At 65.5% G+C, this 22,090-nt stretch carries 21 protein-coding genes and 1 tRNA gene; 6 read left to right on the forward strand and 16 right to left on the reverse strand.

Going from position 1 to position 22,090, the window contains the following annotated elements:
• Positions 1 to 54: 54 nt before the first annotated feature.
• The 7 genes from HL666_RS31575 to HL666_RS31605 all read right to left on the reverse strand — a co-directional run bounded on the left by HL666_RS31575 (position 55) and on the right by HL666_RS31605 (position 5,397).
• Positions 55 to 432: a VOC family protein gene (locus HL666_RS31575; RefSeq protein WP_172185444.1), complete on the reverse strand. Its 378-nt coding sequence runs from the start codon at positions 430 to 432 to the stop codon at positions 55 to 57.
• 161 nt (positions 433 to 593) lie between these two features.
• On the reverse strand, positions 594 to 1,526 hold the full coding sequence (locus tag HL666_RS31580; protein WP_172185446.1) for a lipid A biosynthesis lauroyl acyltransferase: 933 nt from the start codon (positions 1,524 to 1,526) through the stop codon (positions 594 to 596).
• 16 nt (positions 1,527 to 1,542) lie between these two features.
• Positions 1,543 to 2,817, reverse strand: a complete 1,275-nt coding sequence (locus tag HL666_RS31585; protein WP_210262380.1) for a beta-ketoacyl-ACP synthase — start codon at positions 2,815 to 2,817, stop codon at positions 1,543 to 1,545.
• Positions 2,818 to 2,854: 37 nt separating this feature from the next.
• The gene (locus tag HL666_RS31590) at positions 2,855 to 4,060 is read right to left on the reverse strand and encodes a beta-ketoacyl-ACP synthase (RefSeq protein WP_172113457.1); all 1,206 of its coding nucleotides are present in this window, start codon (positions 4,058 to 4,060) and stop codon (positions 2,855 to 2,857) included.
• Positions 4,057 to 4,527 (reverse strand): 3-hydroxyacyl-ACP dehydratase FabZ family protein, encoded by a 471-nt coding sequence (locus tag HL666_RS31595; protein WP_172134328.1) that lies wholly within the window; start codon positions 4,525 to 4,527, stop codon positions 4,057 to 4,059. Before HL666_RS31595 ends, HL666_RS31590 begins: the two co-directional genes overlap by 4 nt.
• A gap of 9 nt (positions 4,528 to 4,536) precedes the next feature.
• Positions 4,537 to 4,818, reverse strand: coding sequence for an acyl carrier protein (locus HL666_RS31600; RefSeq protein ID WP_006609130.1), 282 nt, complete (start codon positions 4,816 to 4,818; stop codon positions 4,537 to 4,539).
• 216 nt (positions 4,819 to 5,034) lie between these two features.
• A complete protein-coding gene (locus HL666_RS31605; RefSeq protein ID WP_172134327.1) occupies positions 5,035 to 5,397 on the reverse strand; it encodes a hypothetical protein in 363 nt (120 codons plus the stop codon).
• 197 nt (positions 5,398 to 5,594) lie between these two features.
• Between HL666_RS31605 and HL666_RS31610 the strand changes: the two genes are divergently transcribed.
• A complete protein-coding gene (locus HL666_RS31610) occupies positions 5,595 to 6,221 on the forward strand; it encodes a ParB-like protein (RefSeq protein WP_172113460.1) in 627 nt (208 codons plus the stop codon).
• Positions 6,222 to 6,226: 5 nt separating this feature from the next.
• Here HL666_RS31610 and HL666_RS31615 read toward each other — a convergent pair whose 3' ends face one another.
• Together HL666_RS31615 and HL666_RS31620 are read right to left on the reverse strand one after the other, a co-directional pair.
• Entirely contained in the window at positions 6,227 to 6,811 is a 585-nt protein-coding gene (locus HL666_RS31615) for a peroxidase-related enzyme (RefSeq protein ID WP_172113461.1), read from the reverse strand.
• A gap of 85 nt (positions 6,812 to 6,896) precedes the next feature.
• The gene (locus tag HL666_RS31620; protein ID WP_172113462.1) at positions 6,897 to 8,651 is read right to left on the reverse strand and encodes an ATP-binding protein; all 1,755 of its coding nucleotides are present in this window, start codon (positions 8,649 to 8,651) and stop codon (positions 6,897 to 6,899) included.
• 498 nt (positions 8,652 to 9,149) lie between these two features.
• Between HL666_RS31620 and HL666_RS31625 the strand changes: the two genes are divergently transcribed.
• The gene (locus HL666_RS31625; RefSeq protein WP_172113463.1) at positions 9,150 to 9,671 is read left to right on the forward strand and encodes an Hsp20/alpha crystallin family protein; all 522 of its coding nucleotides are present in this window, start codon (positions 9,150 to 9,152) and stop codon (positions 9,669 to 9,671) included.
• A gap of 166 nt (positions 9,672 to 9,837) precedes the next feature.
• Positions 9,838 to 10,755, forward strand: a complete 918-nt coding sequence (hpaD, locus tag HL666_RS31630) for a 3,4-dihydroxyphenylacetate 2,3-dioxygenase (RefSeq protein WP_172113464.1) — start codon at positions 9,838 to 9,840, stop codon at positions 10,753 to 10,755.
• A gap of 13 nt (positions 10,756 to 10,768) precedes the next feature.
• Here the strand turns inward: hpaD and HL666_RS31635 are convergent, their stop codons facing one another.
• Both HL666_RS31635 and HL666_RS31640 read right to left on the reverse strand, forming a co-directional pair.
• Positions 10,769 to 11,218, reverse strand: coding sequence for an NUDIX hydrolase (locus tag HL666_RS31635; protein WP_172185448.1), 450 nt, complete (start codon positions 11,216 to 11,218; stop codon positions 10,769 to 10,771).
• Positions 11,219 to 11,294: 76 nt separating this feature from the next.
• On the reverse strand, positions 11,295 to 13,316 hold the full coding sequence (locus HL666_RS31640; protein WP_172113466.1) for a lipase family alpha/beta hydrolase: 2,022 nt from the start codon (positions 13,314 to 13,316) through the stop codon (positions 11,295 to 11,297).
• A 262-nt stretch (positions 13,317 to 13,578) separates the two neighbouring features.
• Between HL666_RS31640 and HL666_RS31645 the strand changes: the two genes are divergently transcribed.
• Positions 13,579 to 14,097: a hypothetical protein gene (locus HL666_RS31645; protein ID WP_246741674.1), complete on the forward strand. Its 519-nt coding sequence runs from the start codon at positions 13,579 to 13,581 to the stop codon at positions 14,095 to 14,097.
• 61 nt (positions 14,098 to 14,158) lie between these two features.
• Here the strand turns inward: HL666_RS31645 and HL666_RS31650 are convergent, their stop codons facing one another.
• A complete protein-coding gene (locus tag HL666_RS31650; protein ID WP_172134324.1) occupies positions 14,159 to 14,314 on the reverse strand; it encodes a hypothetical protein in 156 nt (51 codons plus the stop codon).
• 76 nt (positions 14,315 to 14,390) lie between these two features.
• Positions 14,391 to 14,672, reverse strand: coding sequence for a hypothetical protein (locus HL666_RS31655; protein WP_172185450.1), 282 nt, complete (start codon positions 14,670 to 14,672; stop codon positions 14,391 to 14,393).
• Between the two features lie 242 nt (positions 14,673 to 14,914).
• Between HL666_RS31655 and HL666_RS31660 the strand changes: the two genes are divergently transcribed.
• Positions 14,915 to 16,210 carry a sulfotransferase family protein gene (locus HL666_RS31660; protein ID WP_246741675.1) on the forward strand — a complete coding sequence of 432 codons (1,296 nt, stop codon included), beginning with the start codon at positions 14,915 to 14,917 and terminating at the stop codon, positions 16,208 to 16,210.
• Positions 16,211 to 16,249: 39 nt separating this feature from the next.
• On the opposite strand, the gene HL666_RS31665 is transcribed toward HL666_RS31660, so the two are convergent.
• The 3 genes from HL666_RS31665 to HL666_RS31675 all read right to left on the reverse strand — a co-directional run bounded on the left by HL666_RS31665 (position 16,250) and on the right by HL666_RS31675 (position 19,646).
• Complete coding sequence (locus HL666_RS31665) at positions 16,250 to 18,478, reverse strand: O-linked N-acetylglucosamine transferase, SPINDLY family protein (RefSeq protein WP_172185452.1); 2,229 nt, start codon at positions 18,476 to 18,478, stop codon at positions 16,250 to 16,252.
• A 199-nt stretch (positions 18,479 to 18,677) separates the two neighbouring features.
• Positions 18,678 to 18,751 (reverse strand) — tRNA-Gln (locus HL666_RS31670).
• Positions 18,752 to 18,932: 181 nt separating this feature from the next.
• Positions 18,933 to 19,646: a TetR/AcrR family transcriptional regulator gene (locus tag HL666_RS31675; protein WP_172185453.1), complete on the reverse strand. Its 714-nt coding sequence runs from the start codon at positions 19,644 to 19,646 to the stop codon at positions 18,933 to 18,935.
• 165 nt (positions 19,647 to 19,811) lie between these two features.
• Between HL666_RS31675 and HL666_RS31680 the strand changes: the two genes are divergently transcribed.
• Complete coding sequence (locus HL666_RS31680) at positions 19,812 to 22,088, forward strand: arylsulfatase (RefSeq protein WP_172185455.1); 2,277 nt, start codon at positions 19,812 to 19,814, stop codon at positions 22,086 to 22,088.
• Positions 22,089 to 22,090: the final 2 nt, after the last annotated feature.

Below are 22,090 nucleotides of genomic sequence, written 5' to 3' on the forward strand. Positions count from 1 at the left end.
ACCGCGACTCTGGATTGCTTCGTCGCGTTGCTCCTCGCAATGACGCCGGCGAGATCACGCCAGCCGGTGCATCGCACACAGCTTGTTGCCGTCGAGATCGCGCAGATAGGCGAGATACAGCTTGCCGGCCGAGCCCTGGCGCACGCCGGGTGGATCCTCGCAGGTGGTGCCGCCGGCTTCGAGGCCCGCCGCGTGCCAGGCGTCGACTTGTTCGGATGAACTGCAGGCGTAGCCGATGGTGCCGCCATTGGCCGGCGTCGCGGGCTGCCCGTTGATCGGCTTGGAGACCGAGAAGATGCCGGTCGGAGTAATGTAGAAGATGCGGTGGCCGTCGACCTTGGCCGGGCGCACGCCGAGCGTACCCAAGAGCTTGTCGTAGAAGGCCTTCGCCTTGTCGAGGTCGTTGGTGCCGATCATGATGTGCGAAAACATTCGCGTTGTTCTCCCTGGAGCTTCCGAACAGCTGTCGGATTAGGGCTCCAAGGTAGCGAGCGTTGCTACATGAAGTAAGAGTTTTCTTCGGAGGGCCCCGTCGACGAAAAGCGATGCCATCGGCTGCTTTCCTCGCGGTGGAATTTGACCACGCAAAGCGATTACCGCCAGCGGCGGTGGAGCCAGAGCCATTGCTCCGGATATTCGCGCACCCAGCTCTCGACGACGTTCGTCACCGCCTGCGTCGTGCCCTGGATGTCGATCTTGCCATTGGCATCGCGCACCGGCTTCACTTCCTCCGACAGCTCGGCGCGGAAGCGGTTGCCGGGGAGGCGGATGATGCGCACGCCGTGCACGGGGCATTCGACCTGGCGGAGCAGGCGCGCCAGCATCGGGTTGGCGCGGGTCTTGCGGCCGAAGAACGTCACCTCGACGCCGCCGGTCAGGTACTGATCGACCAGCATCGCGACGTGCTGGCCGGCCTTCAGTGCCTCGGCTAGCCGTAGCGGTGCGTCGCGGCCAGCCGGGATCAGCGTGCCCATCTTGACCTGCCGCATCTCCTGGATGATGCGGTCGGCGGCGGCGATGTTGGGGCGGCGGTAGAGGATCGCGGTATCGAGCTTGTGGGCGACGGCGGCGAGCGCCGGCATCTCCCAATTGGCGAGGTGGCTGGCGAAGATCAGGGCGGGCTTGCCGTCGAGACGGAGCTGATGGAACAGCTCATGGGTCCGGGGCGACAGCTCGATGCGGCTGCGCCCGGGATGCTCCTCGTCGAAATCCCAGATCTTGTCGAGATGGGCGAACTCGGCGCCGACCCGGCCGAGATTGTCCCAGACGCCGGCAAGGATCCGGTCGATCTCCTCGGGCGATTTCTCCGGGAAGGCTTTGGTGAGATTGTCGCGGCCGATGCGCTGCTCGCGCAGTCGCGGACCGATCCACTGCGCGAGGCGCGCGAAGCGGTCGGCCGTCTTCTGCGGATCGAAATAGCGCGTCGTCTTGAGCATGCCGACCGTCAGCGCGCCGACGGCGGACGACCCGAACGACTTCGCCTTCTGGCGGAGGACGAGCTTGGTTCGGAGGGGAATGAGACTCATCGATGCGACAGGCGGATCAGGCCGGTTCGCGGGTCAGGATCAGCGAGGCGTTCTGGCCGCCGAAGCCGAACGAGTTCGACATCACCGTGGTGACGCGCGCCTCGCGCGCCTTGTTGCCGACGACGTCGAACAGGATCGCGGGATCCGGAATGTCGTAGTTGATGGTCGGCGGGATCAGCTGATGCTCGAGCGTGAGCAGCGAGATGATCGCCTCGACCGCGCCGGCCGCCGAGATGGTGTGACCGACCATCGACTTGTTCGAGGACACCGGGATCTTGCCGGTGTGCTCGCCGAACACGGCGGAGACGCCGACATATTCCATCTTGTCATTCTCGGGCGTCGCGGTGCCGTGGGCGTTGATGTGGTCGATCTGCTCCGGCGCCATGCCGGCATCGGCCAGCGCCTTGCGGATGCAGCCGATGATCGGCTTGCCGTCCGGCGAGGAGCGGGTGCGGTGGAACGAGTCCGTCAGCTCGCCGCAGCCGGCGACGACGCCGAGGATTTTCGCGCCACGCGCCACGGCCGCATCATAGCTCTCCAGCACCAGCGCGCCGGCGCCTTCGGCCATCACGAAGCCATCGCGATTCTTGGAGAACGGCTTGGACGCGGCCTGCGGCGGATCGTTCTGCGTCGACAGCGCCGACAGCAGCGAGAAGCGCACGAGGCCTTCCGGATTGACCGAGCCTTCGGTGGCCGCGCACAGCGCCACGTCGGTCTCGCCGCGCCGTATGGCCTCGACGCCGAGCTGGATCGCGGTGGCGCCGGAGGCGCAGGCGGTCGACAGCGAGATCGGCGAGCCCTTGGTGCCGAACGTATCGGACAGCGAATCCGCCACCGAGCCGAACAGGAAGCGATGATGATAGTTGACGAACTTGCCGCCGCCGCAGACCTTCAGAAGGTCGTCATAGGTGAACTGCGTGCCGCCCACCTCATGCGCGAGCTCCAGCCGCTGCGGCCACTCGATTTCGACCGGCGCAACCGCAAGAAACAGCGGGCCCGGGAAGTCACCCTTGGAGCCGATGCCGGCCTGCGCGATCGCTTCCTCGACGGCCATGTGGCCGAGCCGCTCGGAGAGGCCCGTCGAGGTAAACGGAGCCACGGGCACGAAGTCGACCGTGCCGGCCATCGTCGTCTTCAAGCCGTCGATCGGGAAGCGCGTGATGGTGCGGATGCCGGACTCGCCGGCAACGAGCTTCTTCCAATTGTCCGACTTGCCCGCCCCGAGCGAGGTGACGATGCCCATCCCGGTCACGACCACGATGGGGCGTCCAAACTTGTCGCGTGCACTCATGATGTTCCCCGTCGCGTCTCGGTCGGCCGTGCCGCGTTCACTTGACTGCTTCGACCAAGGCCATGCCTTCGCCGCGGTAATGGCCGGCGCCGACCACGACGATTTGGGTCGGAGCCTCCTTCATGTCGGTTTCGATGCCTGACGAATCGCCCGGAGCGAACAGGGCTCCCCGCGAGATCGAGAGCGCCGCGAGCGCCAGACCGAGGGCGAATTGCGCTTCCATCGAATGACCGAAGCGGGTCCCGCTCGATCTGACCGCGAATGATTTGTGATGGTCCAGGAACGCGCGTTCCTCCGAAGTCACGGGCTCGGCCCCGGTGGCGCCGGTGATGATGGCGCCCGGCGCTTCCTGAACGTCCAGCGCCGACCACAGCCGGTCGAGCGTTCCGGTCACGGCGCCAGCTTCCTTGCGACGGGCGCGGTCGGCCACGACCTTGCTCAGCCGCGCCAGCGGCTTGGCGCCGCGGGCTTCGGCATGCGGCTTGGATTCCAGCACCAGGAAGGCGCCGGCGGATCCGAGCGCAAACCCCGGATGGTCCTTGCGGGCCCAGACCGGCTTGAACTCGTTCTTCAGATTGTAGTCGCCGAACTCGTAGAGCACGAGCAGGTCCTTGCGCTCGCCATTGTGCGAGCCTCCGACCAGCGCGATGTCGCTCTGGCCGCCGGCGATGCGCGCCAGCGCGATCTTGAACGCGTCGACGCCCGCGACCTCCTCGCCCATGAAGGTGCGCGAGGTGCCGCAGACGCCGTGCGAGATCGCGATGTTGCCGGCGAGCAGGTTCGACAGCTGCGCCAGGAACAGCGTGGGGCGCAGATCGCTCATCAGCCGGTCGTTCAGGAAGCCGGGCGTGCAATTGCCCTGCGCTTCGGCATTGAGAATGGCGGTGTCGACGGAGATGTCGCGCTCGCCGCCGCCGGCGGCCACGATCATGTCCATCCGGGACAGGATGTCCTTGTTGCCCTTGAGGCCGGCCGAATCCAGCGCGAGGCCCGCGGCGTAGGTGCCGATGCGCTGCCACGCCTCCATCTGGCGCTGTTCCTTCTTGGGGATCTGCGCTTCCAGATTCACCTTCGCCCAGGGATGCACGATGTAGGGCGCAAAGCCCTGCTCATCGACGTTCATCTGGCCGGAGTTGAGCGCTTCCCAGTTCGCATCCAGGCCTTCGCCGAGCGAGGTCGCAAGACCAATGCCGGTGATCCAGACTTCCACGGGCTCGTTGGTCACGGCTGTCGTCTCACTCATCGCTGCAGCGCCTGTTGCGGAAAGCCGATGCGCTTGGCTTCGGCGTCCATGTGTCCGCGCAATTCCGGATTGGGGAAGGGGACGTGGCTGAAGGTGAGGCTCGCATTGGAGCGCAGCTTGCCGCCCACCTTCACCCGCGCTTCCGTCATGGCGTAGCCGGAGCCTTCGTGGATTACACTGGCTTCCACCGTCAGCACCTCGCCGGGGGTTACGAAGCCGCGCATCTTGGCTTCCTTGACCGCGGCCAGGAACGGCATGCGCTCGAACTTCATCAGAGCCAGCAGCAGCCAGCCCGAGGTCTGTGCCATCGACTCGATCAGAAGCACGCCGGGCATGATCGGATGCCCCGGAAAATGCCCCTCGAAGATCGTGCTCTGCGTGGGAACCGTCGCCTCGACGGTGATCGTCTTCTCGTCCACCTTGAGGTCGAGAATGCGGTCGATGAGCTTGAAGTATTCGATCTGCATGGCGGGCGCTCAGGCGCCCTTGGCGGCGACCAGCTCGTCGATGCGGGCGCACAGATTCTTCAGCACGAAATACTGCTCGGTGCTGGCCTTGCCGTCGTTGACTTCCTGCGTCCACTTCTCGAGCGGCAGCTTGATCCCGAAGGCCTTGTCGATCGCAAACGCGATGTCGAGGAAATCGAGGCTGTCGATGCCCAGATCGTCGATGGCGTGGCTATCCGGCGTGATCGTGTCGCGCGGGATGTCGCAGGTTTCAGCGATGATCGTGGCGACCTGATCGAATGTTGAGGACATCACTAAGCCTTTGATATATTGGAGCTAATCCGGATAAGGCAACGAGGGGCAGCGCGCCCCCGGGGGGCGTCCGATGCAAGCCCTTTTACCCCCGTCGCCCAGGAGTCGTGTGCCCGTATATCGGAGCGCCGCGGTGAGTTCAATGGAGCCGGGGACGGCGGTTGTGGCGGGATTGTGATGTGTCGCGACGGCGGCTCGGCCGCGTTGGCGAGGGGCTCAGGGCGTGTAGGTCTCGGTGATGATGCGGGCGCAGTCGCGCCGGCCGGTCAACAGGCAGTCCTGGGTTTTGCGAAGATCGGCGATGCTCATTGCCAGCCAGATGCCAATGGCGGTCAGCGCGACGGTGAAGGCGATGGCGGCGATGTTGGCCAGGATGCGGTGGCGGAAGTCATCCGGCTCCTCGCGCATCTGCTCATAACGGGACAGATCGAGTTGGGCCGGCTCACGGCGAGGCAGCGGCACCGGCGGATTCGGGTTCGCACTGCCGGCCTCGGTAACGCGCCGCGCCGAACCATTGCGGGGCCGGAACGGCACCACGCGATGCTCTTCCTCCGCTGCGATGGGGCGCTGGGTCTTCATGCCTCGACTCCGATGTGCTTTCTTAGCACGCAGGCGCAGCCTCTCACAAAGAAACTTTGCAGGAGTTGAGCTGCATCAGAGGAGCGTCTCGCCCTGCGGGTGTGTCGTGTCCGCGGCATTTGCGGTAACGATGGAACCTGCAAACCGGCGGTGCTGATGTCGCCGGACGTGTCTGCAGATTCCATCGGAGCTCATGCATGGCCAATATCCGCGAGCCGCTGCTGCACCCCGTGCCGATCCTGTCGCTGCGCCCGACGCAGATGACGGTCGGGATGCGCGAGGTGAAGGACAAGCGCGAGCGCTGGCGCGAGCACAAATCCAAGAAGAAGCAGGCCGAGCTGCTCGGCAAGCACATGATCCCGGTCGTGCTCGGTCCGGACAAGCGGCACTACGTGGTGGACCACCACCACCTCGCGCGTGCGCTCCATGACGAGGGCGTCAAGGACGTCCTGGTGACCGTGATCGGCGATCTCTCGATGGTCGATCCCGCCGGCTTCTGGAACGTGATGGACAACAAGCGCTGGGTCTATCCGTACGACGCGAGGGGCGAGCGGCGGAGCTTCAAGGATCTGCCGAAGACGGTGGCGGATCTGAAGGACGATCCGTTTCGCAGCCTGGCCGGCGAGCTGCGCCGTGCCGGCGGCTTTGCCAAGGACACCACGCCGTTCAGCGAGTTCCTGTGGGCCGATTTCCTGCGCCGCAAGGTCAAGCGCAAGACGGTCGAGGATCGGTTTGCCGCCGCCATGGAGCACGCGCTGGCGCTGGCCAAGAGCCAGGACGCGGTGTATCTTCCCGGCTGGTGCGGACCAGCGTCCGACGACTGATCGCCTCACTTCGCCTTCGGCAGCCGGCCCATCAGATAGAACTCGTCATTGGGGCGCATGCCCGTGACGTTGGCCATCCGGTTCGACAGTGCGAAGAAGGCGGCGATCGCGGTGATGTCCCAGATGTCGGCGTCGCCAAAACCGTGCTCCGCCAGCATCCTGAAGTCGACGTCGCCGACGGTCTGCGCCTCCAGCGCGACCTTCATCGCAAAGTCGAGCATGGCGCGCTGGCGCGGAGTGATGTCGGCCTTGCGGTAGTTGATCGCGATCTGGTCGGCGATCAGGGGATTTTTGGCGCGGATGCGCAGGATCGCGCCGTGCGCGATCACGCAATACTGGCACTGGTTGGCGCTCGAGGTCGCCACGACGATCATCTCGCGCTCGGCCTTGGTCAGCCCGCCATCCTTCTCCATCAGCGCGTCGTGATAGGCGAAGAAGGCACGGAACTCGTCGGGCCGATGCGCCAGGGTCAGGAACACGTTTGGCACGAAGCCGCTCTTCTCCTGTACTGCCAGCAGCCGCGTGCGGATGTCATCCGGCAGCGCATCGATTGCGGGGACGGGGAAGCGGCTGATGGCGGGCTGGGTCATGGCAAGGGGATCCGGCTTGCGTGTCAGATGCCGGACCATAGTCGATCACGGCGAGCGCGCAATCACCCTGCAATCCGCCGCCCGCTCAGCGCAGCGGCTTCTTCAACAGCGAGAAGCGGTCGGGGTCGAGACCCATGGACGGCTGCAGCATCGGCGCATCCAGCGAGGCCGACAGGCCGGCGCGATCGCCGGTGCTGCTCATGCCGCCGTCGCCGTTCGCGGCATCCCGGCTCGAGGTCGCGCCGCGCCAGCGCTCCAGCACGGCGCTGACGAAATGCATGTCGTGCCCGGCATTGACCGAACGGACGGTGGCGATCGTCGCCTCGCTGCGCGGCAATTGATGCAGCGGCACCTCCTTGAAGCGCAGCCGGGTTGGCAGCGCGACGCCTTCACCGAAGGCCAGCACCTCGCGGGTGCCGAGCGACGGCACGAACGACAGCAGGTTGGCGGCCGCATCCGAGACGGCGGAGCGCAGCAGCGACTGGTCGCGCTCGTTGGCGAGGCGCATCGTGAACAGCGTGTTGCACTGGGAGATGATGGTGGCGTCGAGCTCGGCCGGCCGCTGGGTGATCAGGCCGAGATAGACGCCGTATTTGCGGCCTTCCTTGGCGATGCGCGAGATCGCCTTGCGGGTCGGGCCGAAGCCGATCGAGCGGTCGGCGGAGGCGTAGCGGTGCGCTTCCTCGCAGACGAACAGGAGCGGCGAGACGCCGTCGCTCCACAGGCCGAAATCGAACGCCATGCGACAGACCACCGAGACGACGGAATCGACCACCTCGGCCGGGAAACCGGCGAGCTGCATCACGGTCATCGGGCGGCCGTTGGCGGGCAGGCGGAACAGGTGGCTGATGACCTCCGCCATGGTGTCGCCGCCGACATTGGCGTTGTCGAACATGAAGGCGTAGCGCGGATCGTTGCGCACGGTCTCGATGCGCGAAATCAGCTTGTGGTAGATGATGCGCGAGGAGCGGTTTTCCAGCTTGCCCATGCGCTCGTCGATCAGGTTGATCAGGTCGACGAGGCGATAGGGCACCGGGGTGTCGACCGTATAGCCGACGGTCTTGGGATCGATGCGCTTGAGGCCGATACGGTCCGTATTTTGATACTGGGTGTAGATGCCCTTCGCCAGCGGAATGACCTCGGCGAGAATGTCGAGTTCTTCGGGCACGCCGGGGCGGCCGCCGAACAGGACGTCGACGATTTCCTCGAAATTGAACAGCCAGAACGGCAGCTTCAGATTGCGCGGGTTCAGCACCAGCGCCTTCTCGCCGAAGCAGCGGCCATATTCGTTGTGGACGTCGAGCAGGAAGATGCGCAGGTTCGGCCGCGCTTTCAGGATCTCGTTGAGCAGCAGCGACACGCCGGTCGATTTGCCGACGCCGGTCGAACCGAGCACCGCGAAGTGCTTCGACAGCATCTCCTCGACATTGACGCAGGCACGCACGGAGGTGTCCTGCTGCAGCGCCCCGATGTCGATGTGGTCGCCGGCCGTCGGCGTGTAGATGGTGCGCAGCTCCTGGCTGGTGATCATCTCGACGGCGTCGCCGATGGTCGGGTAGTGGGTTACGCCGCGCTGGAACTTGGGCCGCTCGGCGGGGCCGAGGATCTCGCCGAGCAGGTCCACCGACGCGGTCGCGACGTAGTCGTGGGCCTGCGAGAGGTCCTCACTGGTGACCTCGGTGATGATCGCGATGATCGTGGCGCTCGGGCAGCGAATGCTGATGAAACGGCCGACTGTCGCGCGGATATCGGAGACGGTCATCTGCCCGGTCGACAGAATGCCGACGCGGGCCTGGGAGCCTCGCACCGAGATCACACGTCCGAAGGATATCACGGTCATGAAACCTGTGGTGAATTGTTGAGCGGACACCTTCGCCGGAGGGACTGGAGAATCTGTTAAACGGCTCACATTTGTCGGCGCACCGGCCCCCGTCCGTGCGGTCCGGACACGCCTCGCGACGTTGGGAGCATGCCTTCTCAAAGTGGCGTAACGCATTGTGGTATAACGCTTTCTGTTGCCTGTGCTAAAGCGTCGCGCAAGCCGCTTTGTTTAACGCCCGATTTACCATTTCAAAGGGCTTCTTCGGCTCTGCGCACGCCTGGATCGATGGGACGATTGCGGGGCCTGCGGGTCCAACGAAGCGCCGGTCGCGGGCGGGTCGGGCGGGCTAAGCGGTTGCGCAAGGATTTGATCGCGATCAATCTGGAACCGCGGTGTGCCCGGTATATTTTTCCCGTCAAGCGCGAGGGAGCGGATGCCGGCCGGTCTCGTCGAGCGCACCGGTTGCGCATGTGCCGCTGAAGAGCCGATCCTCGCGTGAAGCAGGAGGATGAAGTCATGGCCGAACCCACCAAGCTGCCCGTCAACACCGAGAAAGCAAATGCGCCGTCCTTGCAGGGATGGCGTCCGTTCGAGAACCTGCGCCGCGAGATCGATCGGGTGTTCGAGGACTTCCACGGCGGAGTCTGGCGCACCCCCTCGCTGTTCGATTCCTTGCCGACCCTGGCACGGGCACGCTCCTTCGCCGTGGCGCCGGCGGTCGACGTTGCCGAGCATGACAATGCCTACGAGGTCACGGCCGAGCTACCCGGGCTCGACGAGAAGAATGTCGAGGTGAAGGTCGCGAGCGGCGTACTCTCGATCAAGGGCGAGAAGCAGGAAGACAAGGAAGAGAAGAAGAAGGACTATTACGTCCGCGAGCGCAGCTTCGGCTCGTTCGAACGGTCTTTCCAGATCCCGGATGGCGTCGACACCGACAAGATCGAGGCGGTGTTCAAGCAGGGTGTGCTCAAGGTGACCCTGCCGAAGAAGCCGGAGGTGCAGAAGGCCGCCAAGACCATCGACATCAAGGCGGCATGACGGCATGTCCTGGCCCTGCTGTCCCATGATCATGGGACAGCAGGGCATGATGCCGGGAAGGGCCGCGCCAGCGGCCCTTTTGTTTGCGAGGCTGGAAGGCTAATCTGTCCATCAAGCAAGTGGTTCGCGACGCCGGACCGTGAACGATCGGAAGGGAGACGAAACGATGGGCAAGCTCGCACTGGCGGCCAAGATCACGCATGTGCCGTCGATGTATCTCAGCGAGCTCGATGGTCCGGCCAAGGGCAAGCGCCAGTCGGCGATCGACGGCCATCTCGAGATCGGGCGGCGCTGCCGCGAGGCGGGCGTCGACACCATCGTCGTGTTCGATACCCATTGGCTGGTCAATGCCGGCTATCACATCAACTGCGCGCCGCATTTCGAGGGGCTCTACACCTCCAACGAGCTGCCGCACTTCATCGCCAACATGACCTATGCGTATGATGGCAACCCTGAGCTCGGCCACGTCCTGGCCAAGGGCGCCAACGCGCACGGCATCGCGACCATGGCGCATGACGCGACCTCGTTGGCGCTCGAATACGGCACGCTGGTTCCGATGCGCTACATGAACCCCGACCGCCACTTCAAGGTCGTGTCGGTGTCGGCGCTGTGCACCTCGCACTACCTCGCCGACAGCGCCAAGCTCGGCTGGGCTTTTCGTCGCGCCGTCGAGGATCACTATGATGGCACGGTGGCGTTCTTCGCCTCGGGCTCGCTGAGCCATCGCTTCGCCCAGAACGGCACGGCCGACGAATATCGCGACAAGATGTTCAGCCCGTTCCTGGAGCGGCTCGATCACGAGGTAATCCAGATGTGGGAGCAGGGCGAATGGCCCGACTTCTGCGACATGCTGCCGGAATATGCCAGCAAGGGTCACGGCGAGGGCTTCATGCACGATACGGCCATGCTGCTCGGCGCGCTCGGCTGGAATCACTATGATCGCGGCGTCGAGGTGGTGACGCCGTTTTTCCCGTCGTCCGGCACGGGGCAGATCAACGCGATATTTCCGGTGGCGCCGATGCCCAGCGCGATCGACGATATCGGCCGGCCCCGCGCCGCCGCGCTGACGGGCGGACGGCTCTGACGGGGCGATTGCCTCACCAGACGCCCGCACGTCTCAGCATGTCAGTGATGTCCTCGGGAAAGACCCGGTCGGACGTCGCCGCGAGTTCCTCCCGCCGCCACCACCGCTGCGCAGTGATGGCCGCGCGCTCCAACTCGGTCCAATGCGTCGACGAAACGCCGTCGTGAGCGACTCTGATGAGGAAGTAGCGTTCGTCCGAGCTAACCTGCTCGCCGTCGACCAAAGTGAAGGTGACGGCTCGCTGCATGATCTGCGGTCCAGGATGATCGATGCGAATGCCCGTCTCCTCGAACATCTCGCGGCAGGCGGCGGCCTCGTAGCTCTCGCCCGGGTCGAGCCCGCCGCCCGGCGTGGCCCAGAACTGCTGTCCCGCCAGAGTGCCGGCGAGATGCACGAACTTGAACAGCAGCAGCCGATCCTGTGGATCGAGAACGAGCAGGCGGGAGGAGGGACGTGCGCGCATCGGAACGCTTTCTGCCCGACTGGCGAGCGGCTGCTGATGCGGATGTCCTCGCGCGTCTGGCCCTCCGGCTCAACATCTATTGCTGGATTCCGTCCCACTGGAGCCGAAAGGCCTTGGAGGGATCATAAGCGACGGAAGCACCTCCGCTCTCCGGATTGTAGACCAGCAGAGGGCTGCCTTCCGGCGACGTCGCGAACTGAACCAGGAAATTCCGCCTCTGCACCGGCTCCTTGAAGTCGTCCTTGGCCATGGCGAACTTCTCCGCATAGGACGAAGCGAGCTTGTTGAATTCGTCGATGTCACCGCTGCGCAGATAAGCCCAGCCCTTGATCTCCGCCGCCGACTTCTGCAGTGCGAGCCTGGAGGGGTCGTTTTGCGGGACGGTCGTCTCCACAGCGGCCGCGATGAATGTCGAACTGCGAATCGCGTCCTGGTATTGCCCGGCGGAGTAGGATGAGCCGGCCGCGTCGGCAATCCAGGTCAGCTGTTGCTTGTTGTCGGCCGTCGTGGCAGCGGCAACCGAATAGAGCCGGGCCCTTTCTCCCGCATCCAGGGATGTGCGGGCGAGCGCCGCGATGTCCGATGGCTTCTTGCCCGCCGCAGCGAGAGCCCGCTTGTTGATGTCGATCGCGAGCTTGTCGTCGCTGCCCGACCAGCTCCTGGGATCCGAGGACACCGGAATCCAGGATCGGGTGGCGGCGGTTTCCGCTGCCAGCAGCGAGGCATAGGCCGTCTGCGCGCGCGCCGTTTGAAGATCGGCGCGCTTCGCCGCCGAAATATAGAGCTCGTCGATCATGCTGAGCACCGGCTTGCTGCTGATGATCTTGGTATGGTCCTCCTGAACCTCGATGGTCTGGCGCGTGCTGCTGACCAACATGCTCTGCGCGCTGTAGACCGGGACGGTGCCGTCGCCCTGAACGATCTTTGAGTCGTCGATCCGATCGGTCTTGCCGCTGCGCAGGTGGAACCAGCCGTAGGTGCGATCCGTCTTTTCCCGGCCAAAGAAATAGGACACGTCGGCGATGCTGGACGGGTCGAAATCGGAGATCTCGCACAAGACTTGCTCGGCTCCCTTCAGCATCGGTGCGAGCTCGTTGTCGTAATAGCTCTTTCGAACCGCGGGCAGGCCGATCCGCTGCAGCAGATCGTATTTGCGCCACGTCTCGACGTCGAACAGGTTGACCGGCTTCTGGTCGTCGCTCTCGACCGGCACTCCCGCCTTGCTCAGTGCCGGTTTTTGCTTCAGGCAGTATTCGCTGCTGCGGATCGGCAGCAGCTCATACAGGCTCGGGAACGAGATGCCTGCTGCATTGATCGAATCGAGCAGATAGTTGCGTTCCCACCAGCCGAGGTAGCGCTTCAGGCCCGTCAGCTCGTCGAACAGGATGTTGTAGCCGTCGACGACGGCCTTGATGGCCTTCGGTGATCCGAGATGCGGCGTTGCAACGAACACGATCTGCGATACGTCGGGGAGGCCGCCGTGGCTGCAGGGCTGCTTGCCATAACGCGCGGCCCAGATCTTGGTCATCAGTCCGCCCATGCTGTGGGCGATGATCACGATCGGCGATTTCGCCGCGCCGGCTCTGAGGTCGCAGATGCGGTCGCGCAGCAGCGTGGCATTGTAGGCGTTGGAGAGTCGCCAGTCATACGAGAACACGCTGACGAGCGGATCGCCCGCGGCGTCGGGTCCGATCGCGCTGGCCTTCTGACGCAGATGGTCGACGATGCCGCCATAGATGTTGCTGAACAGCAGGGTCTCGACCACGTCTGTTCGATAGCGGCGATCCGTCTTCATGCTCAAATCGACATCGTTTCGGGCAATCGCGCCGGTCGTTCCCCAGATGTCGCGGCACTGGGTGCCGTCCACGTGGCATTCGGCGATCTTGGAGCCGAGGATGCCCGGAACGAACAGAACCCGCGGGGCGGTCTGCCGTCTGATGTCGCGGCGCCTCGCATAGAATTCGTCACGCGTCTGTTGCGGGATGTCCTTCACGATCGCGCTTCCCGGAACCTCCGCCTCGGCCGCGGCCTGCGCATGACATGCGGAGACGGCGATGAGCGCAAGAATGGCGGCGACGACGAACCTGGTCAGCAGCATCGGCGATCTCCATGAATCTCCATGAGATGGATCGCAACACGCTCGCCTCACGGCGGATGAGATTGGTGGCAATCGGACGTCAGCAACCCATGATAGCAACGAACGACCGGTCAGTCACGACAGGTTTTCGGCCGGGACGAGCAAAGGCAGCGGTGACTGCCTTCGTCTACGCGCTTGCGGCCCGCGTGCAGGCGGCGTCGTTGAACTTCGGCGCGGCGGCAGCGACCAATTCGGATCCTGGTCGCGATTGGACGCTTTGATGATGCGCATGATTGTTTGGCTGCTCGCCGTGCTGCTCGCGGTCCCCGCCGGCGCCTGGGCTCAAGGGCCGGGACGCCAGGCATGCGACGTCGACGTCGACATCACCGACCGCGATCCGAGCGGCGCCAATGTGCGCGCCACTCCCGGCGGCAGCGTGGTCACGGCGCTGAAGAACCCCACCAGCGAAGGATGGATCGTCGTGCATCTCGCCGCGCAGCATGATGACTGGTTCGAGATCGACCGGGCCGTTCTGATCGATGTCGACCAGGACAAGGAGCGGGTCATCTTCCAGGGTCGCGGCTTCGTGCACCGGAGCGTCGTCGGCGTCGGCGGGCTGCAGAACGGTGCAGTGATCTACCGCGATCATGCCACCGCGAGCGCGACGCTCGATTCGCATGCGAGCGGCGATCAGGCCGTCGAGCTGCTCGGCTGCTTCGGCACGTTCGCCAAGGTCCGCGTCAAGAAGGGGATCGGCTGGACCCGGCAGCTCTGCACCAACATGGTCACGACCTGCTCCTGAGGGCACAGGTCGATCGGCGCCACTTCGGAAAACATGCCTGCAGCAGTGGGCGGCGGCTCCGTCAGGCCGCGCAGCGCTGCTGCGACAGCCGTTCGCGCTCGCGGCGGCACTCTGCCGCGAAATGGCGCAGCCGTTCGATCGTCAGCATATCGGTGATGCTGCGCTCGAGCCGCTCGGCCCGTGCGATCTGGTCTTCGAGATCCTGCATCCTGGTCATGTCCCGTCTCCCTGACCAGACAATTTGATGCAAATTGCATCGTTCCGGCCGGGCCGGGATCGTGGTGAACAGCGGGTTAATCCGGCGGGTGCGGCGCTCCGCCTGCCGTTTTGGCCGGGACCGAGCCCTCGTCGGACCGCGCCGGTGTCCAGCCCGGCCGCTGAAACGTCATGACCTCCTCGAACCACAACGAGCGCTGGCCCGGTGCGCAGCCGGTCATGATCGCATCGGCGGAGCCCCGGCTGCATGATGGCGGCAGATCCGCATCCCTGTCCGTCGCCAACATGACGAGGCCGACGACGGCGAGAACGAGCAGGCCAGAGACACCGATGACAGCCAACCGACGCAGAACCAGCACCCTTCGCTCCTTTCGAAGGTGATCTGCGTGGCATGGTCGGCGGATCCTCGCCAGCAACCGCTGATAGTTCCGTCGATTAAGTTGAACGCTGTGGCGCCCTTGTCTTGTTTCTACAAGTTTCCGTTGTGACCACGCGCGGTAGCCGTTGGGCCGGTTGCAGGCGCCTTGCGTTCGGGCCTTGTTGTGATCGGACACCTCGTTCGCTAGCATGAACGCCTTGGCCACAAACGAGGAAGCATGCCATGCGTCGCGGGACGGGCGAGCCCGACGAAGCCATCGTCGTCGCTCCCAGGCTGCGCTCGCCGACGGCGGCACAGCTCCTCACCCGGATGCTCTCGCTGGATCGCGAGCTCGGCGCCAGGAAACTGTTGGACGTCGATCAGTTGCTCGACCTCGCGCAAGGTCGCGTCGGTCCGGTGCCGCTCGGCGCGGGCAGCGAACTTCATCTCGAAGGGATCAGGCGCCTCGCGGACGCCGTCGGCCGTGACCCGCACTATGACGACCTCGGCCGCTACATGGCCGGCCACTACATCTATGGCTGGATCGAACGATACGTCCAGTTCGCGCGGGACCTGACTGATTTCCCCGAGATCGCCGACGTGCCGGTCGCAAGACCGCTGTTTCTCGTCGGCTTCGGCCGCACCGGAAGCACGTTCCTGCATCACCTGCTGGCGCTCGATCCGCAGGCGCGGGCGCCGCTTCTTTGGGAGCTGCAGGAGCCGTCGCCGCCACCGCGGCCCGAGACCTCCGCGAGCGATCCCCGGATCGGCCGGCTGCGCGCGCAATCCGAGTTCCGGGCGGCCGTGATGCCGGATCTGCACAAGATCCATGAGCTCGCTCCGGACGCCCCCGAGGAGTGCCAGCTCATGATGTGGCATGGCCCGCAGCACATGATCCTCGGACTCCGGTCACCGGATTATTGGCAATGGTTTCGAGCCTTGGGCCGGTCGGACCTTGGTGTGCTCTGTGCCGGCTACAGACGGCAGGTTCAGCACCTGCAGTTGTTTCATCGCGGCGGGCACTGGCTCAGCAAGTCGCTGGCCCATGCCCACTTTCTCCCGGTGCTGTTCGAGAGCTTTCCCGACGCGCGGATCGCGCGGCTGCATCGCGATCCCTGCCAGATCATTCCGGCCCTCGCCAGCCTGATCGCGCAGCTGCAGATCGCCTATACGCCGCGCATCGATTTTGCCGACCTCGGCCAACGGATGCTGGAGCTGTTCGAACAGTCGATGGCCGCGATGATGCAGGCCGACGAGGCGGCGAGCTCCGAGCGCCATGTCGATATTCTGTTCGACGATCTGACCAATGATCCGATCTCGACCGTCCGCGGGATCTACGCCAGGTTCGGCTACGACTTTACGGCGGCGTTCGAGAGCCGAATGCGACGGCATCTGCAGGCGGGGTCGATCAGCCGCCGCTTCAGGCACGTCTATACGCTCGAGCAGTTCGGACTATCGCGGCGGCAGGTGTTGGCGCGATCGGAAGACTACCTCGCATGGGTGGAACGGCGCACGGGCGTACGGCTGTGCCGGGCCTGATCCGCTCCCCGTCGCCCGGCGCTCGCGGTCCGTACAGCGCTAGCGGATCAGCGCCTGCCGGCTGTCATCGCGCCAGAACTTCCGGTAGCCGGCTTCCACATGCCGCGTGTACACCGCGCCGTTCCCGGCGGCTGAATTCAACACCATGGCCGGCAGCTTGGCGCGAAGCGCGGCAAGCTCGGCAGGCCGGGCGCTGAATTTCAGCGCGATCGCGAGATAGCCCTCGTCGTCATCGGCGACCCATTCGTCGAGACCGATCGCCTTGACGATCGCACCGCCCGCGCGGGCGGCCGGGCCGCTGCCGAGCTTGGTGACCACGGGCACGCCCATCTGCAGCGACTCCCAGGTCGAGATGCCGCCATTTTGCGGGAACGGATCGAGCGAGATGTCGATCCCGGCGAACATCGAGAGATGCTCCTGGCGCGTCGTCTTTCCTGCACAGATCACACGGTCCGCGGCAATGCCGTGAGCGACGAAGCGAGCAATCAACCGGTCGCGCAGCAGCGCATCGCCCATCGAATGGTTCTTGACGACGATGATCGAGCCGGGCGTTGCCGCCATCAGTTGCGACCAGAGCGCAAGGCAAGGCTCGGACAGCTTGTCGATGCGATTGAATGCGCCGAAGGTGACGTGGCCGTTGCGAAGCATCGGCAGCGGCGATGGCGGAATCGGAGGCGGGGGTTCGATCGTGATGAGCGACGGCAGGTCGTGGATCTTTTCTGCAAACAGATGCCGGACCGCGGGCGGGATCGTCACCGGATCGGCCAGCAGATAATCCATGACGGGCAGCCCCGTCCCGGTGACGCTGCCGACGGCCGAGACCTGGATCGGCGCAGGCTTGCGCGCGAACATCGTGAGCCGGTGGCCGGCGGAATGCCCGGCGAGGTCGACGAGGATGTCGACCTTGTCGGCCTGTATCTGATCGGCGAGCTTGTCGTCGCTCCACAGCGAGGCGTCGACAAAGCGATCGACCAGCGAGCGGCACAGCTCGGTCTTGGCGTCCTGCATCGGCGAGCAGGAATAAGCGAGGATTTCAAACTTCTCGCGGTCGTGGTGGCGCAAGATCGGAAGGAAGGCGAAGGCCGCCGAATGGTCGCGGAAATCGGACGAGACATAGCCCACGACGAGCCGCCGATCGGGATCGATGTTGCGCACGCCGAGCGCGCGGCGTTCCAATCGCGAGCCGATCGCCGCCCACCAGTCTCTCCGCGCGGCCTGGAGACGTTCCAACCCGGTGTCGGGGAGGAAATCCAGCGCGAAGATCTTCTTGGTGATCGCGTCCTCATGGTTCGGTCGGATCGCGAGCGCGCGGTCGTAATGCTCGATGGCCGCGGCGGTGTCGCCCTGCGCGGCGGCGCAGACGCCGAGCAGGGTCCAGGCGATCTCCGAGTTCGGGTTCTGGGCCAGCACCTTGTTGCTGACCGAGATCGCCAGCGCGATATTGCCGTTGACCAGAAGCATCTCGGCCTTGCCGCAAAGTGCGGCTTCCAGCAGCGGTTCGAGGGCGAGCGCGGCGTCGAAATCGGCTTCCGCCTCGGCGAATTTACCCAGCTCCTGATACGCCCGCCCGCGCTGGGCGAGCACGGCGGCCGCCTTCGGATTGATCGCAAGCGCCGCATTCAGCGCGGTCAGTGCCGCATCGAACTCGCGCAGGTTCATGCTGGCCACGCCCTTGCCGAACAGGGCCGTCAGCAAGCGCGGCTGCAGCGAGAGCGCGCGATCGAAGTTCTCGCTGGCCTCGGCGTGGCGGCTCGTGAACATCAGCGCCATGCCGCGATTGGCGTAGGCTTCGGCATGGTCGGGCTTCAGCGCAATGGCGCGGTCATGCGCCGCGATCGCCTCCTCGAAACGGAAGAGGCTCATCAGCGCATTGCCGAGATGCGTCAGCGCGGTCGGAAAGTTCGGCTTGAGCGCGATGGCGCGCTCCAAGCGGGCGCGAGCGTCCTCGTGACGACCAAGCCGCGACAGCGTCACGCCGAGATCCGACTGGGCGTCGGCCGAGCGCGGGTCGAGCTCGACCGCACGGGTGAGGGCGAGCACGGCCTCGTGGGAGCGGCCGCAATCCCGTTCGGACACGCCGAGCAGATGCAGGGCGCCGAAATGCTGCGGCAGGTCCTGCAGGATCTGCTGGCACAACGCCTGCGCCTGCTGATGCCGGCCCTCGCGATAGGCCTTGACCGCGGCCGGCAGCAGCGCGTCGGCCTGCTTCCTGGCTCGCTTCTGCAGCCGAGCATTTTGAAAGGCGCGCGCGCCGACGCTGCTTTGCAAGTGCCTGCCCTCCACGAAAACGGTCCATTGCTCGCAATGGTTGTTCCGTTCTCGCCGATTCGCAATGAGCAGACGTTAACGCGCGGGCACGCGCGCCAAAGGAGGCCGCCGCTGCAGCGATTCAGGACGCGCTTACGCGTTCGCGGCGGACCGACCAAGATCGTTTCAGGTCGCAGGGACGTCGCGGCAGAGATGAAGTTGGCTGGGGAACCTGGATTCGAACCAAGACAAACAGAGTCAGAGTCTGTTGTGCTACCGTTACACCATTCCCCAACGGAATGCCGAGCAGTTTCAACCAATTGGCGGACTGTCTGGCACCGTTTTGCGAGCCGGCCCGCGAATACGGCCGGCGGCGGCGACGCGTCCTTCTACCCGCATGTCCGAGGCTTTGGCAAGCCGCTGGATGACGGATTTCCAACGTGTTTGGCCGGGGGGAGCCGGCGGGCCGGAGCTGCTAGCGCTTGCTGGGGCGGCCACGCGGCTTTGGCGCAGGGCCGTCCGACCCGGCGCGCAGCAGCAGGACGAGGCATGCGCCCAGCCGTTCGGCGATCTCGTCGTCGTCGATCGAGAGCGGGCCGGGATCGTTGAGGATGGCATTCACCAGGGTGCTGAGCACGACCTGGACGCCGAACGCGACCGTCTTCAGCTCCGCCGCCGTCGCGGCCGGCTTGCGTCGGACCGCGCCGCTGTCGTGAGGTGCCGGCCGCAGCAGCAGCGCCGCGCGCTGTGAGAGTGCCTGGGCCAGATCCTTGAAACCGGTCCAGTTGTTGGCTCCGTGCTCCCCACGGACGAGGGCTGCGCGCAGCACCCCCTTGTGACGGCGCATCCAGAGCACGATCCCGCGGACCAGCTGATGGCATTGCGCGTCGAGGTCCCCGGGGTGGACCGAACCGGCCGGCGGCAGCTTCAGGAGTTCCTGCCGGCCGCCTTCCAGGGTGAGCGCGAGCAGGGCGTTGAAATAGGCCTCCTTGCTGTCGAACCGGCTGTAGAAGGCGCCCACGGTGGCGCCGATCTGCGCGCAGAGGTCGCTGATCGACAGCTCCGCGAGGTTGCGCGTGCAGAGCAGCTCCGCGCCGGCCGTCAGCAAGGCAAACGTCGTCTCGCGGCTGCGCTGCTGCCGCGACGGCGTGACGCCGGGCAGGTCGACCTGCGCAATTCGTGCAGTCATGCCGCTTTCTCCATCTAGAACAATAACCATAATTATGATTATGATCTGGAGCAAGCGCGGTCGTGCCGCCCCGGACGGGTGCTGCGGATCGGATGCAATGAGAACAAGAACGAGCTCGGCCGGCCGGCCAGCGGCCGGGGCGCGAGCGACAGGGGAGGACCAGTCATGAGCGAGCCCGCATTCGGCGGCACGATCGGCAGGACCATCGCTGGCTCCACACCGTGGTGGCCCGCGCCTCGGCAGCCACCAAAGGGCGCGCCGAACATTCTGGTGGTCCTGTTCGACGACGTCGGCTTCTCCGACTTCGGCTGCTACGGCTCGCCGATCCGCACGCCTGCGATCGACGCGCTCGCGGCGCAGGGGCTGCGCTATTGCGGCTTCCACACCACGGCGATGTGCTCGACCACGCGGGCGGCGCTGCTCACCGGCCGCAACCACCATTCGGTCGGCGTCGGCTGCCTCGCCAATTTCGACTCGGGCTATCCAGGCTATCGCGGCAAGATTGCGCGCGAGGCGGGGACGCTGGCGGAGATGCTGCGCACCCATGCCTATCGCAACTACATGGTCGGCAAGTGGCATGTCACGCCGCTGACCGAGAGCGGCGCGACCGGGCCGTTCGACGGCTGGCCGCTCGGCCGCGGCTTCGACCGATTCTACGGCTTCCTCGACGCCGAGACCGACCAATATGCGCCGGAGCTCGTGCTCGACAACACCCATGTCAGCCCGCCCGGCAGCCACGCCGACGGCTATCATCTGACGGCCGACCTGGTCGATCAGGCGATCCGTTTCATCGCCGATCACACCGCCGACCGGCCGGAGCTGCCGTGGCTGACCTGGCTCGCGCTTGGCGCCTGCCACGCCCCGCATCAGGCGCCGCGCGACATCATCGAGAGCTACGATGCCGTCTTCGCGCATGGCTGGGACATCGAACGTGCCCAACGCCTGTCGCGGCAAAAGGCGATGGGGCTGGTGCCGGAGACGACGGACCTGCCGCCGCGCAATGACGGGGTAAAGGCCTGGGACGCGCATTCGGACGACGAGCGGCGCGTCTTCACCCGGCTGCAATCGGCCTTTGCCGGCATGCTCGACCATGCCGACCAGCATCTGGCGCGGCTGCTTGCTTTCCTCGACAAGACCGGCCAGCGCGACGACACGCTGATCATCGTGATGTCCGACAATGGCGCCAGCCAGGAGGGCGGTCCGCTCGGCTTCGTCAACGCGATGGGTCCGTTCAACTTCAAGCCGGAGCCGATCGCCGAGAAGCTCGCGCGCATCGACGACATCGGCGGGCCCGACACGCATTCGAACTTCCCGCATGGTTGGGCGATGACCTCGAACACGCCGCTCCGGCGCTACAAGCAGAACACCCATGGCGGCGGCATCCGCGATCCGTTCATTCTGTCATGGCCGAAGCGGATTGCGGCGCGCGGCGAGCTGCGGCATCAGTTCGTCCATGCCTGCGATCTCGTGCCGACCTTGCTGGAGCTGATCGGCATCGAGGCGCCGGCGACGATCGCCGGCGTGCCGCAGATGCCGCTGGAGGGCGTCAGCTTCGCCGCGTCGATCACGAACGCAACCGCACCGTCGAAGCCTGTGCCGCAATATTTCGAGATGTTCGGCCATCGCGGTCTCTGGCACGATGGCTGGAAGGCGGTGGCGTTTCATCCCACCGGCACCCCGTTCGAGAACGACAAATGGGAGCTGTTCCACCTCGCGCAGGATTTCTCCGAGACGCATGATCTCGCGGCCGAGCAGCCGGAGCGGCTCGCGGCGCTGGTCAAGCTCTGGTGGGAGCAGGCGGAGGCGCATCAGGTGCTGCCGCTCGACGACCGCTTCGGTCCGCGCTTCGCCGAGAACGCCGCGCGCTTCCATGGCGCGCGGACGCGCTTCACCTTCCATGCCGGCATGGGCCACGTGCCGACCGACGTCGCGCCCGACGTGCGCAGCCGCGACTATCTGATCGAGGCCCATGTCGAGATCGATGACGGCGCGAGCGGCGTGCTGATCGCCCATGGCGATGCCACCTCGGGCTACAGCCTCTACGTCAAGGATGGCCATCTCGTGCACGATCTCAACATCGGCGGCCGCCACGAGGTCGTCAGGTCGAGCCGTCCGGTACCGGCCGGCGGGCATCGGCTCGGCCTTCGCGTCGAGCGCCTCAGGCGGCAGACCGAGCCCGCCAAAGGCGCGCGCACCGGCATGAGCCGGTACACGCTGCTGATCGACGGCGAGGAGGCCGGCGCGCTGACGACGCAGCTCGCCTTCCACACGCTGATCTCCTGGTCGGGGCTCGACATCGGCCACGACCGCGGCAGCCCGGTGTCGGACTACGCAGCGCCGTTCGCGTTCACCGGACGGCTGTCGCACGTGACGGTGACGATGCAGGACGAGCAGAGCCTGGACGGCGAGGGCGTCGGTAACGCCGAGATGGCGCGGCAATAGAT

Source organism: Bradyrhizobium aeschynomenes (genome assembly GCF_013178945.1).
Classification (GTDB): Bacteria; Pseudomonadota; Alphaproteobacteria; order Rhizobiales; family Xanthobacteraceae; genus Bradyrhizobium; species Bradyrhizobium aeschynomenes.

Bases quoted from the DNA above. Each gene is read 5' to 3' on its own strand.
- HL666_RS31575 (WP_172185444.1), bottom strand. From the start codon at position 432: ATGTTTTCGCACATCATGATCGGCACCAACGACCTCGACAAGGCGAAG.
- HL666_RS31580 (WP_172185446.1), bottom strand. From the start codon at position 1,526: ATGAGTCTCATTCCCCTCCGAACCAAGCTCGTCCTCCGCCAGAAGGCG.
- HL666_RS31585 (WP_210262380.1), bottom strand. From the start codon at position 2,817: ATGAGTGCACGCGACAAGTTTGGACGCCCCATCGTGGTCGTGACCGGG.
- HL666_RS31590 (WP_172113457.1), bottom strand. From the start codon at position 4,060: ATGAGTGAGACGACAGCCGTGACCAACGAGCCCGTGGAAGTCTGGATC.
- HL666_RS31595 (WP_172134328.1), bottom strand. From the start codon at position 4,527: ATGCAGATCGAATACTTCAAGCTCATCGACCGCATTCTCGACCTCAAG.
- HL666_RS31600 (WP_006609130.1), bottom strand. From the start codon at position 4,818: ATGTCCTCAACATTCGATCAGGTCGCCACGATCATCGCTGAAACCTGC.
- HL666_RS31605 (WP_172134327.1), bottom strand. From the start codon at position 5,397: ATGAAGACCCAGCGCCCCATCGCAGCGGAGGAAGAGCATCGCGTGGTG.
- HL666_RS31610 (WP_172113460.1), top strand. From the start codon at position 5,595: ATGGCCAATATCCGCGAGCCGCTGCTGCACCCCGTGCCGATCCTGTCG.
- HL666_RS31615 (WP_172113461.1), bottom strand. From the start codon at position 6,811: ATGACCCAGCCCGCCATCAGCCGCTTCCCCGTCCCCGCAATCGATGCG.
- HL666_RS31620 (WP_172113462.1), bottom strand. From the start codon at position 8,651: ATGACCGTGATATCCTTCGGACGTGTGATCTCGGTGCGAGGCTCCCAG.
- HL666_RS31625 (WP_172113463.1), top strand. From the start codon at position 9,150: ATGGCCGAACCCACCAAGCTGCCCGTCAACACCGAGAAAGCAAATGCG.
- hpaD (WP_172113464.1), top strand. From the start codon at position 9,838: ATGGGCAAGCTCGCACTGGCGGCCAAGATCACGCATGTGCCGTCGATG.
- HL666_RS31635 (WP_172185448.1), bottom strand. From the start codon at position 11,218: ATGCGCGCACGTCCCTCCTCCCGCCTGCTCGTTCTCGATCCACAGGAT.
- HL666_RS31640 (WP_172113466.1), bottom strand. From the start codon at position 13,316: ATGCTGCTGACCAGGTTCGTCGTCGCCGCCATTCTTGCGCTCATCGCC.
- HL666_RS31645 (WP_246741674.1), top strand. From the start codon at position 13,579: ATGCGCATGATTGTTTGGCTGCTCGCCGTGCTGCTCGCGGTCCCCGCC.
- HL666_RS31650 (WP_172134324.1), bottom strand. From the start codon at position 14,314: ATGACCAGGATGCAGGATCTCGAAGACCAGATCGCACGGGCCGAGCGG.
- HL666_RS31660 (WP_246741675.1), top strand. From the start codon at position 14,915: ATGCGTCGCGGGACGGGCGAGCCCGACGAAGCCATCGTCGTCGCTCCC.
- HL666_RS31675 (WP_172185453.1), bottom strand. From the start codon at position 19,646: ATGACTGCACGAATTGCGCAGGTCGACCTGCCCGGCGTCACGCCGTCG.
- HL666_RS31680 (WP_172185455.1), top strand. From the start codon at position 19,812: ATGAGCGAGCCCGCATTCGGCGGCACGATCGGCAGGACCATCGCTGGC.